Annotated in this window: 12 protein-coding genes; all 12 read left to right on the top strand. The window is 73.4% G+C overall.

The window, feature by feature from the left end; all coding sequences use genetic code 11:
• Positions 1 to 985: hypothetical protein (locus D5H75_RS42555; protein WP_202639000.1), on the top strand; the 985-nt coding region annotated here is incomplete at its 5' end.
• Between the two features lie 33 nt (positions 986 to 1018).
• Positions 1019 to 1411, top strand: coding sequence for an HAD family hydrolase (locus tag D5H75_RS40510; RefSeq protein ID WP_119931952.1), 393 nt, complete (start codon positions 1019 to 1021; stop codon positions 1409 to 1411).
• The gene (locus D5H75_RS40505; RefSeq protein WP_119931951.1) at positions 1412 to 3229 is read left to right on the top strand and encodes a hypothetical protein; all 1818 of its coding nucleotides are present in this window, start codon (positions 1412 to 1414) and stop codon (positions 3227 to 3229) included.
• Positions 3230 to 3592: 363 nt separating this feature from the next.
• A complete protein-coding gene (locus tag D5H75_RS40495) occupies positions 3593 to 5047 on the top strand; it encodes a 2'-5' RNA ligase family protein (protein ID WP_202638999.1) in 1455 nt (484 codons plus the stop codon).
• Positions 5048 to 5065: 18 nt separating this feature from the next.
• On the top strand, positions 5066 to 5233 hold the full coding sequence (locus D5H75_RS42550) for a hypothetical protein (RefSeq protein ID WP_202638998.1): 168 nt from the start codon (positions 5066 to 5068) through the stop codon (positions 5231 to 5233).
• 24 nt (positions 5234 to 5257) lie between these two features.
• Entirely contained in the window at positions 5258 to 5431 is a 174-nt protein-coding gene (locus D5H75_RS42545) for a DUF7196 family protein (protein WP_202638997.1), read from the top strand.
• Between the two features lie 65 nt (positions 5432 to 5496).
• The gene (locus D5H75_RS40490; RefSeq protein ID WP_147425478.1) at positions 5497 to 5880 is read left to right on the top strand and encodes a hypothetical protein; all 384 of its coding nucleotides are present in this window, start codon (positions 5497 to 5499) and stop codon (positions 5878 to 5880) included.
• 239 nt (positions 5881 to 6119) lie between these two features.
• Positions 6120 to 7928: a major capsid protein gene (locus tag D5H75_RS40485; RefSeq protein WP_119931947.1), complete on the top strand. Its 1809-nt coding sequence runs from the start codon at positions 6120 to 6122 to the stop codon at positions 7926 to 7928.
• Between the two features lie 127 nt (positions 7929 to 8055).
• Entirely contained in the window at positions 8056 to 8883 is an 828-nt protein-coding gene (locus D5H75_RS40480; RefSeq protein ID WP_202638996.1) for a hypothetical protein, read from the top strand.
• Positions 8880 to 9203 (top strand): hypothetical protein, encoded by a 324-nt coding sequence (locus D5H75_RS40475; protein WP_119931945.1) that lies wholly within the window; start codon positions 8880 to 8882, stop codon positions 9201 to 9203. The genes D5H75_RS40480 and D5H75_RS40475 overlap by 4 nt, the downstream gene beginning before the upstream one ends.
• A 95-nt stretch (positions 9204 to 9298) precedes the next feature.
• Complete coding sequence (locus tag D5H75_RS40470; RefSeq protein ID WP_119931944.1) at positions 9299 to 10657, top strand: hypothetical protein; 1359 nt, start codon at positions 9299 to 9301, stop codon at positions 10655 to 10657.
• A gap of 109 nt (positions 10658 to 10766) precedes the next feature.
• On the top strand, positions 10767 to 11426 hold a 660-nt coding region (locus tag D5H75_RS40465; protein WP_206781986.1), incomplete at its 3' end, for a hypothetical protein.

Below are 11426 nucleotides of genomic sequence, written 5' to 3'. Positions count from 1 at the left end.
CGACGCGGCGGTGGGCCCGGCCGAGGAGCGCGCCGTTAGAAAGCTGGCGATCGGGCTCGACTTGCCGCCCGAGCTGCTGCTTGGCCTCGGCGACTCCAACCATTGGTCCGCATGGCAGATCGAGGAGAGCGGCGTGAATGTGCATGTCACGCCGCTGTTGACCCTGCTCTGTGAGGCGATCACCTCTCAGGTCTACCGGCACGCGATCGCCGACCTTGTCAGCGACCCCGACGAGTACGCGATCTTCGGCGACACGTCCGAGCTGACCCGTCGGCAAGGGCGGGGCGAAGCGCTCGAGCTCCACGACCGCGGGCTGCTGTCCGATGCCGCGTTGCTGCGCGAGTACGGCTATGACCTCGACGACCTGCCCGACCGCGAGGAGGGGGCCCGCATCCTGGCGCGGCGCCTGGCCGTGGCTCACCCGGCGCTCGCTCCGATGCTGCTCCCCCGCCTCGGTATCGACGTCCCCGCCGGGACCGCACCCGCCGAGGTGGTCGTGCGAGAGCGCGCCACCGTCGAGGCCGTCGAGGCGCCGCCCCAGGAGGACCGCCGGGAGCTGCCCGCCTCCGACGCCGGGGCCACGCTCCCGGCCACGCCGGCGACGACGGCGGCCGCCGGCGTGGTGCTCCCCCGCGAGGACGCCGGAGACGCGCGGCGGTGGCTGCTGGCCACTCTGGAGATGGCCACCGTGCAGGCGCTCGAGCGCGCCGGGCGCCGTCTCGTGCGGTCCCAGCCCCGATCGCAGCGTGGCCAGTACAGCCAGATCCCGCCCGCCGAGGTACACCGGCACCTAGCGGTACAGCGTGACGATCTCGACCACATCCTTGCCGGCGCCTATCCGGACGTGCCGGCGCTGGCGGCTACGCCGTGCGTGCGTCAGCTCGTCGACGACTATGTGCGCGCCCTGCTCCTCGGCGGCCGCCCGCACCAGCGGCGCTACCTCGAGGCGGCCCTAGCCCAATCGGAGTGCGCAGACATCGCCTGAGTTCGGCCTTACCTACAGACACGAGGAGACCCAATGGCTACCGTTGCCGTCGACTTCGACGGCGTGATCCACGCCTACCGGCACGGCTGGCAGGACGGGACGATCTACGACGAGCCGGTCCCCGGCGCGCTAGACGCGATCAGCGCCCTCATGGCGCGCGGCGTCGCCGTCTTCGTCCACACCACCCGCGACGCCGAGACGGTCGCCGCGTGGCTCGCCGAACGCGGTGTGCCGGCTGTTCACGGACTTGATGAGTCCGTGGTGTTCTGGGATGACCCCGCTCGGGTGCTGGTTACACCGCGCAAGCTCCCCGCTGTCGCCTACATCGACGACAGAGCAATCCGATTCGTGGATTGGCCGCAGGCTCTCGGAGAGCTGGCCGAACGAGAGGGGATCGCCCTACCCGATAGTGCTGGTCCCGTGTAGATGGCTGACCTTCCCGAGTGGGCGAGCAGGCCGGACCCGTGGCTGACGCGGCGCATGCACCACGCGGCGCGAATCGCGCGCGTCGAGGCGGAGGTGACGCCGGCGGTCGTCGAGGCCATGGCCGAGTACCTGCGCGCGGTCCGAGCGGCGGTGCTGCCCGAGGTCGAGCGCGCCGGCGGGGGTGGGGCGCGGGTGGCTTCCGGCGGGGTGGTGCCGGACCTGGCGGGGGTGTGGCCTGACGGCGGGGTGTGGGTCGATCTGGTCGACGCGCTGATCCTGCCGCGGCTGCTGGCCGCGTGGGGTGAAGCGTTCTTTCGTACGGCCCGGGACGCGATCTTAAGCGTGGAGCGGTTCCGCGAGGCGTACATGAGCGAAATTCACGATCGGCTCTCGCCCCGGAAATGGCCGCAGGTCGGGGTATTCGAGGAGGTCAGGTACGAGCTGCTCGAGGCGCAGCAGAACGGCGAGGATCTCGAGCAGATGGTTGCGCGGCTCGGCGAGGTCCTCGACATCTCCGCCCCCTCCCGTGCGCTGCGCGCCCGCGCGGCCGAGCTCCGCAAGATCCGCGATGATCCCGAGCGGCCGGCGTGGGAGCGGGCCCGGGCCCGGGCCGAGCTGCGCGGCATCTATGACCAGCTCCCCGACGCTGACCGGATGTGGCAGCCGGACGCGCGGCGTATCGCCCGTACCGAGACCATGGGCGCTCTCAACGGCGGCGCCTACGCCGGGGCGGTCGCGTGGTCGGAGGCGAGCGGGGAGCCGATGTGGCGGCAGTGGCTCGCCACACCCGAGCCGGACACGCGTATCCGCCGGTCGCATCGCCGCGCCGACGGGCAGATCCGCCCCGAGCTCGAGCCCTTCGACGTGGGCGACGCGCAACTCACGTTCCCGGGGACACCGATGGGGCCCGCGCACGAGGTAATCAACTGCCGCTGCACCGCCCTGTACCTCGACGAGGACGAGGCCGGCGAGCAGTTCCCCGAGCAGATCGAGCGGGCCGAGCAGGATCTCAAGGCGGCGCGGGAGGCCCGCGACGACAAGGCGGTAGAGGACGCGCTACGCCGCCTGGCCGACCTGGAGGACCAGTACGCCCGCTTCCAAGCCTCCCAAGCGCAACGCCGCCCCGCGGACGCTCCCGCCAGCGAGGAAGGCGGGGCGCCGGAGGATCTGACGGGCCTGACTGACGACGACCTCGCCGCGCTGTACTCCCGCGCCCTCAACGGCGGCGATGACGAGCTCGCGCGCCGCGCCATCGAGGAGATGGAGCGGCGCGACGCCGCCGACCACGCCCCGCCCGCCGACACCCCCGCCGAGGCGCCGGCCGAGCCGGAGGACGGGTGGGGCGCGTGGGACGCCATCGAGGAGACCGACGAGGACCGCCGCATATCCGACCTGATCGCGCAGGGGTGGGAGTACCGCGACGCGTACGCCGAGGTGCACGGGCTCGACCCCGACGCGCTCGACCGAGAGGAACGCCGCGCCGCGGTCAACGCGCAGCGGCGCGAGGGCGAGTCCCTCGACCAGGTCGCGCGGCGCCTCTACGACGAATGGGTGTACGTGCAGTACCTCGAAGCCGAAGCAGCGACCCGCGGCGTGCTGCTCAACCGCGCCGGCGTCGCCGCCGGCATCGACCCCATCACCCTCTTCTCCGGCCCGGAGTCGAGGGCGAAAAAGTACGCCTCCGAGGAGTTACGCCGCTGGTGGTCGGATCACCCGCGGGTGCCGTACCTTGACTTCAGGGCCGATCTTCTCGGCCGCGACAGCGACCGCCGCGCCGCACGACGGCGCCGGGAATCAAGCCGGGGACTGGAGCTGTGACCCTCACCGAGCAGGAGCGACGCGACGCGCTAGTGGCCGGGCGATTTGCTGGCTCGCGCGGCCTGCCAGTGGCCGAGGCAAACCCCTACGTGGGCGATGACCCCCGGTCGCGGGCGTTGCGGCTGCTGTGGGTCCGCGCCTACCTGCGCGCCGCCCCCCACTCGGGGGTCGTGGACTACACCGCCTGACCGCTCGCGCGGTTGCCTGCGGGCATGGGGGTCTCTCCTCGGCATGGCCGGGCGCCGTTGCCGCTTCGTGACGCCACGCCCGGCGCGTGGTCTCCGCATATCCGCCTTGCAATGATCCATGATGGAATCGCCCGATCCGGGGGGACACGGGCGATCCGGGACCGTGGGGGGACACGTGACGGCACCCGCCGACCTCATGCAACAGGCGCCCGTGCGCCCGCTCGTGGCTGACATGGGGCCGCTCGCGCCGCCGGCCGACTGGTACGCCGACCCGGGGCTGTCGGGCCCCACCCCGATCACCGTCACTGACGACGGCCGCGTGTACGGGCATCTGGCGCTGTGGGAGACGTGTCACGTGTCCTACCCAGGACGGTGCACGCCACCGCCGCGCGCCCCGCAGGGCGACTACTCGTATTTCCACGTCAACGCCGTCCGCACTGCCGAGGGCGAGGTGTTGCCGACGGGGGTCATCACCCTGGCGGGCGACCACGCCGACACCAGCGCCGGCGCGGTCGCGGCCATGGCGCACTACGCCGACACCACGCGCGCCGTGGCCACCGTCCGCGCCGGCGAGGACGAGCACGGGATATGGGTCTCTGGATCTCTGCTCCCCGCCGTCGGAGAGCACGAGGTCGCCGAGCTGCTCCGGGCGCCGCTGTCGGGCGACTGGCGCGTCATCGCCGGCAAACACCGGCTGATCGCGGCGCACGGCGTCAACACCCCCGGATTCCCGATCCCGCGGGAGCCGGTTGCGGCGAGCGGCGCCGCGCTGATCGCGGCCGGGCGCATGTGCGACTCGTGCCACACCCGCCCGCACCTGGTGCACGAGGTGCGGGCGGCTGAGGGGGTCGACCCGGAGGCGATCGCCGCGGCGGTCACCCGGCGGCTCCGGGCCGAGCTCGGCGACGACCGGCTACGGCGCGAGGTCGGCGCGGACGCCGCGGCTGACCTGACGGCCCGCGCGGAAGCCGCGGCCGCGGCCGTGCGGCGCGCCCGGGCGCTGCGGGCCGCCGCGTCCCTCGGCCGCCCCGCCCCGCCCGCTGCCCCACCGCCCGAGGAGCCTCCGGCGGTCACGGCGGCCGCGCCCGACGTCGCAGGCGCGGCGATGGTTGCGGTGATGATCCCGGCGGAGGTGGCCGAGCAGATCCCCGTACCCGACGGCGGGCTGCCGCGCGGTGACCTGCATGTCACGTTGGCCTACCTCGGCAAGGACGTCCCAGACGACATCCTCGCTACCGCCGAGGGCGCCGTACGGCGCGCCGCGTCCACGATCGCGCGGCTGAGCGGCCTGCTCGGCGGTATCGCCGCGTTCCCGCCCGGCGAGGACGGCCGGCCGGTGTGGGTGCCGGTCGACGTGCCCGGCCTTGAGATGCTGCAGGCCGCCGTCACGGCCGAGCTCGCCGCCGCCGGCGTCAGCTACGCCATCGACCACGGGTGGACGCCGCACGTCACCCTCACCTACGCCGACCCTGACGCGCCGCTGCCGCCCCCGGTCGACCCGATCCCGGTGGAGCTCGACGCCGTCACGCTCGCGGTCGGCGACCAGCGGACTCACATGCCGCTCGGTGTCGACGCCCCGCCCGCCGAGCTCGACGAGCCCGAGGAGCTCGACGACGTCGAGGCCGCCTGACCAGACCACGGAGGATCAATGAGGCCCAAGCTCAAGTGGCATATCCCCCGGGTCTACCGCTATCGCGTGGCTGCGGACGTGGCCGGGTTCTACACCATGCCGAACGTCGTCGCCGGCGCGTGGATCGGCTACGCCGTGATCATCCGTAATCACGCGTACTGCCTGAAATGGGCATGGGCGGCCTGACCCCTACTCACGAGGAGGAACACGATGGGTTGCAACTGCGGCAGCCGTACCACCACCAGCAGCTCTACGGTCACGGCCAGCGCGCCGACGCGGTGGCAGTACACGAGCCCCGATGGCCGGACGGTGATCACCTACCCGACCCAGGCCGAGGCGCAGGCCGCGGCCGACGCGACCGGGGGCACCGTCACGCAGGTCTGACCCCGGCACACACCTACACCTGATCCCGTGCCCGGGGGCGCGGGCCCGACTTTGGGGGGAACCGCATGACATCTCTGCATGCCGTGGCCACGCCGCGGCCCCGGATGCGGCTCACGGCCGAGCCGCCCATCCTGCTCGCGCTGATCAGCTCGGCCGTGCAACTCGCCGCCGTCACGTGGCTGCCCATGTCCGACACGGTCGTGTCGCTGATCAACGCGGCCGTGATCGCGCTGGCCGGCGTAGTAACAGCGTGGGCGACCCGCACCACCGACAACGGGTCGCGGGTCCTGGCCGCGATCGTCGGCGCGGCCGAGGCGCTCGTTGCCCTGGCGCTGGCGCTCGGCTGGGACTGGACGCCCGAGCAGATCACACCCCTGATGAGCCTGATCCAGCTCGCGGCCGCCGCGTGGCTGCGCGGCATCCTCTCGCCGCAGCCCGCCCGCCCCTGATCCCGCGCCCGGACGGGCCCCGACGCCCCTTGATCCCCGGGACCCGTCCGGGCGCGGCACGCCCCGTAATCACCCGTTGTGCGGGGGTCGTGGGGCTATGCTGATCACCATTGCGGGCGGTATCGGCTGGTCGACGGTGTCAGGGCCTCCCAGCCCCGCCGGTCCCGCGCGACGGTTTGCCCTTGCTGGTGTCAGGGCCGGGGGCGCGATCTTGTTTCGTGCTCTCGGAGGGGCACCCCATGTCTGAACTTCTCAAGCGACTCCTCGCCGCACACAGCACCGAGGACCAGGCGGCGCGCGCCGAGCAGGTGGCCGCGATCCTGGCCGAGGCCGGCGACCTGGCAGACCTGCAGTCGGCGATCATCTCCCGATTCGACGAGGTCCGCAGCGGCGAGCAGCTCGACGACGCGGCCGTGACCGAGCTCGAGCAGCTCGCCGCGCTCGCCTCGACCGTCACCGACCACCAGGCCGCCACCGCGCAGGCCACCGCCGACGCCGCCGCGCGCGTCGAGGCAGCCGCCGCCCTCTTGGACGCCGCGCGGCCGCCGGCCGAGCCCGAGGCCCCCGCCGCCACCAGTCCCGGTACGGGCGGCGACCCCGCCGAGGCCGCGCCGACGCCGGAGACGGCCGCCCCGGAGACACAGGCCCCGGCCGAGACCGCGCCGGAACCCGTCATGGCCTCCGGCTCCGGCGCCGCGCCGGTCCCGGGGCGGCGGGCCGCCGCGCCGGCCGTGCGGCTGTCGTCGATCCCGTCGTCCACGCTGCCCGCCCGGACGGCCGAGCAGGACCGCGCCGACCGCGTCGCGTACACGATCACCGCGGCCGCCGAGATCCCCGGGGTGCCCGCCGGCGCGACCATGACGTGGGATCAGATGTGCCGGGCGATGGCTGACCGCATGTCGGCGATCGCGGGCCGCTCCACGCAGCCCGCGCACGTGTCCATCGCCCGGGTGCAGCGGCAGGCGCCCGAGCCCCTGACGTACCGGTCCGACAACGACTGGGACATGTGGGACAAGATCACGAACGAGAAGGAACTCGCGGGCGGGACGCTGGTCGCGGCCGGCGGCTGGTGCGCCCCCTCGGAGACGCTCTACGACATGTGCCCGACCGCCGGCACCGACGGCATGGTCGACCTGCCCACCGTCACCACCTCGCGCGGCGGCGTGAGGTACGCGGACGCGCCGCAGTTCGCCGCCGTCTACTCCTCGACGGGGCTCGGCTTCCACCAGACCGAGGCCCAGGCCCAGACCGGGACCACGAAGCCCTGTTACACGATCGCGTGCCCCACCCTCACGGAGGTGCGGCTTGACGTCGACGGGCTGTGCATCCGCACGCCGATCCTGACCGAGCGCGGATGGCCGGAGATGGTGTCCGCGTTCATGGACAGCGCCCTTGCCGCGCACGCGCACAAGCTGAATGCGTGGGTGCTGGCCAAGATGGCGGCCGAGTCGACCCACGTCACGATCCCGGCGCCGACCGGGACGGCCCCGGTGGTCGACCCGCACGGGCCCGGCGCGATCGGTACGGTGCTCTCGGCCGTCGAGCTGCAGGTGACCTACATCCGGTACCGGCACCGGCTGCCGGACTCGACCACGATCGAGCTCGTCGCGCCGCGGTGGCTGCGCGGCATCCTGCGCGCCGACCTGGCCAAGAAGCCCGGCTACAACGCGATCAACACCACGGACGCGGTGCTGGATGAGTACCTGCGGGGGCGCGGGGTGGCGCCCCAGTGGGTGTACGACTGGCAGGACGCGATCACCGGCACGCCGACCGAGTTCGGCGGGGCGACGCCGCCGACGGCGTGGCCGGGGACCGCTGACGTCCTGATCTACCCGGCCGGCACCTTCACGCGCCTGCAGCAGGACGTGATCCGGCTGGACGGCGTCTACGATCACGCGAGCTTGACGGAGAACATGGTCACGTCGCTATTCACGGAGGAGGGCGTTGCGGTCATGCGGCGCTGCTTCCAGGCGTACCGCGTCACCATCCCGGTCTGTCCGAACGGCGCGGTCGGCGCCGGCGTGGCCGTGGCCTGCGCCACCCCGTAACTCCTGACCCGCCCCACCCCCCGCGCCGCGGGGGGTGGGTTCGGCCGGGAAACATTTCCCGGCCGGACCTACTACCCCCGGCGCGCGCGACGGGTGGGGCCCGGCCCCAGGAGAGGGGGTGTGACCTGTGACAACACCAATCGTGCCGCGCGTGGCGGTCGACAACCCGCCGCTCACGCAATTGCCGTACGGGCTGTTTTCGGCCGCGTCGGTTGAGGCGGCGGCGCCCGGCCGGTGGCTGCTCGGCGTGGAGTACGACACCGACGGGTGCACGCAGGCCGGGGTGATCGGCGGATGGTGCCCGGAGGACCCGGGCGACCACACCATGACCGTCCCGCCCGGCGTCACCTACCCGACCGCCGACGGATTCGTGGTCTATGCGGGCGTGGCGTGCAAGCTGCCCGGCATGGTCGAGGACGCCGGCACCCGCGCCGCTGACCGGCTCACGCTCGGCGAGCAGACCGCCGTCGAGCGGCACGTGTGGACCACCCAGCTCGCCGTACCGGCCGCGGTGCTGGCGACCGGCTCGGAGACGGCCGTGGGTCTGGTCGACGCGGTCGCCGCGCTTGAGCGCGATCTCGGCGAGATGTTCGGCGCGGTCGGCACGCTGCATGTGCCGCGGTGGCTCGTGCCGCACCTGGCGGCCGCCGACCAGATCGTGAGGGACGACCGCGCCGGGCGATTGACCACCGTGCTCGGGACTCCCATCGCGGCCGGCGCAGGCTACCCCGGCACGTCCCCGAGCGGGACGGCGCCCGGGGCCGGGGCCGCGTGGATGTACGCGACGGGGCCCGTGGTCGTACGGCGCGGGCCCGTCGTCACCCCGGCGACCGAGCGGACCGGCGCATTCGACCCGAGCAACAACGAGGTGACCGTGCGGGCGCAGCGCGACTACGTCGTGACGACTGACTGCGTGCTGCTCGCCGTGCAGACCACCACAGGGGGGACACCATGATCCGGATCATCCCGGCGGCGCCCGAGCTCGTCGGGGACGTGGCGCGGCAGCTACTCGAGCGCGTCGACGACCCGGCGCAGGTCGGTGTGCGCACCGACGGCCGGTGGGCCAGCTTCGCGATCCCGGAGGGGGTCGACGTCGAGGGAGTCGAGGGGGTCGGGCATGTCGCGGACGAGTCGGGCCCGTGGGCGTGGCCGGACCTCGACGCTCCCCGCCGCCGCGGCGACGCGCAGGACAGACACCAGGCGGGCCCGGCGCAGGACCAGGCCGCGCCCGAGAACGCGGCGCAGAGCCGTCAGAAGAAGAGGGGGGGACGGTAGCCGTGCCTGCGATCGCGCCTACCTATCTGCGGGGGCGGCGTATCCGCGTCACCCGTACCGACGCTTGCGGCTACCCCGTGTGGGGGCCGTGCGGCATGGTCGTGTCCAAGGGGTACGTCTCGGCGACGATCTCGCCGGAGGTGGAGGAGGGGGAGGAGACCACCGAACGTGATGCGGGCGGTGAGCTGCTGCTGTCCGAGCAGGGCGACGACGAGATCAAGTGGTGGACGCTCGAAATCGTGTTCGGGCGCGTTGATCCCGATCTGGTGACGCTCATGATGCCGTCGTGGCAGCCCATCCGCGACGAGAACGGGATCACCATCGGGTTCAGCGGCGGCGGCCGCCTGGCCGTCGACGGCGGGTTCGCCGTCGAGCTGTGGATGGATGCCAAGGTCGAGGGCGAGGACGCGTGCGCCGGCGGCGGCTCCGGCCAGTGGGGGTACTTCCTCCTGCCGTCCATGCGCGGCACCGCGCCCGGCGAGATCACGATAGAGAACGGGCTCGTCTCGTTCACGCTGAACGGGCGCACCCGCAAGGGGTCGCGGTGGGGGCGCGGGCCGTACCGGGTGGTCAACGTCGACGGCGTGCCCGACCGGCTCCCCGAGGGGTGGCTACGCCCCTCCGACGATTTCTTGCTCGTCACGACGGGGGTCCGGCCGCCGGCGGTCGAGGCGGGCTGTCAGGAGCTCGTACGACCCACCCCCGAGCCCGCCGACCTCTACGTGTCCGGGGTCGCGGGGCAGACGCCGCGCAACACGGTCCGGGTGCGAGTGGACAACCACGGGTTCGGGCCGGTCACGCTGGACTGGGGAGACGCCGCCGCGGATGTGGTCGTGGCCGATGGGACGACCGTCGAGCACACCTATTCCGGGACGGGCCCGCAGACCATCACCGCCACCGACGTGGCCACCCCGACCGTGCAGGCCACGCGGGCGATCACGATCCCGCTCCCCCCGGACGAGCCGTCTCTCGCGCTCGAGGCCGCCCCCAACACCAGCGGGTTCGGCATCGTGGCGGAGTGGGACAACCACGGCAACGGGCCCGTGCTCGTGGACTGGGGCGACGCCTCCCCCGAGACCGCCGGCGCCTCGACCGGCACGGCCACGCACACCTACACCAACCCGGGCGTCTACACGGTGACCGTGCGGGACGCGCACCGGCCGTACCGGGCGCGCCGTGAGGCGGCCGTGCCCATCCCCGGGGCGCCCACGATCACCGTCGCGGAGGACCCCGGCGACGCGAGCGGTAACACGGCGCGGCTCACGGTCGACAACCACGGCCGGGGCCTGACCGCCGTGTCGTGGGGCGACACCACCACGAGCGCGGGGCCGGCCACCGACGGCGGCACCGTGAGCCACGCCTACACCACGCCCGGCACGTACACGATCCGGGTGTGGAGCGTGGCTAACCCGCTGTCCGCGGCGGAAGACGAGATCACCATCCCGTTCCCGTAACCCCCGGCGGCCCCGGGGGTTACGGGTGTGTCCCTCGCGGCACGCCCGTCGGCCCCGGGGCCGCTGGCGCGAAACCTACACCAGCAGAGACACCGAGGGGAGGGGTGTGGTGGACGGGCTCGAGCGGTGGCCGATTGATCCCGTGTGGTGCCCGGGGTGGCCGGCGGACCCCGCCGACTACACCGCCGCGCAGGCGGCCGCGGCCGACGTCGCAACCGAGCTGCTGTGGCGGCTGACCGCCGGCCGGTACGGGCTGCGCACCGACACCGTGCGGCCGTGCCGGCGCGGCTGCCTCGACGGCGGCGCCGTAGCCGATGGCGGATGGATGAGGCCCGTCCTGCTCGGCGCGCGGTGGGTGAACATGGGCGGCTGCACATGCATCGGCACGTGCGGGTGCGGGCCGGTGTGCGAGGTGGAGCTACCCGGCCCCGTGTACTCGATCACCACCGTCCGCGTCGACGGGGCGGTGGTCGACCCGGCCGACTACACCGTGCAAGACGGCCGTTGGCTGATCCGGCGCGAGGGCCCGTGCTGGCCGCTGTGCCAGGACATCGCCCGCCCGGACACTGAGCCGGGCACGTGGAGTGTCACCTACCGGCGCGGACGGCCCGTCCCCCCGGCCGGGGTGCGGGCGGTGTCGACGCTGGCGTGCGAGCTGCACAAGGCGACCGGCGCCGCCGGCGGGCAGCGCTGCCGCCTCCCCTCCCGCGTCCAGGAGATCGTGCGGGACGGCATCACCATGACTCTGATCGACCCGATGGAGTGGCTC

The sequence above is a fragment of the Bailinhaonella thermotolerans genome (assembly GCF_003594875.1).
Classification (GTDB): Bacteria; Actinomycetota; Actinomycetes; order Streptosporangiales; family Streptosporangiaceae; genus Bailinhaonella; species Bailinhaonella thermotolerans.
The sequence above is the reverse complement of the archived record's forward strand: the minus strand, read 5'-3'. Positions and strand labels throughout refer to the sequence as shown.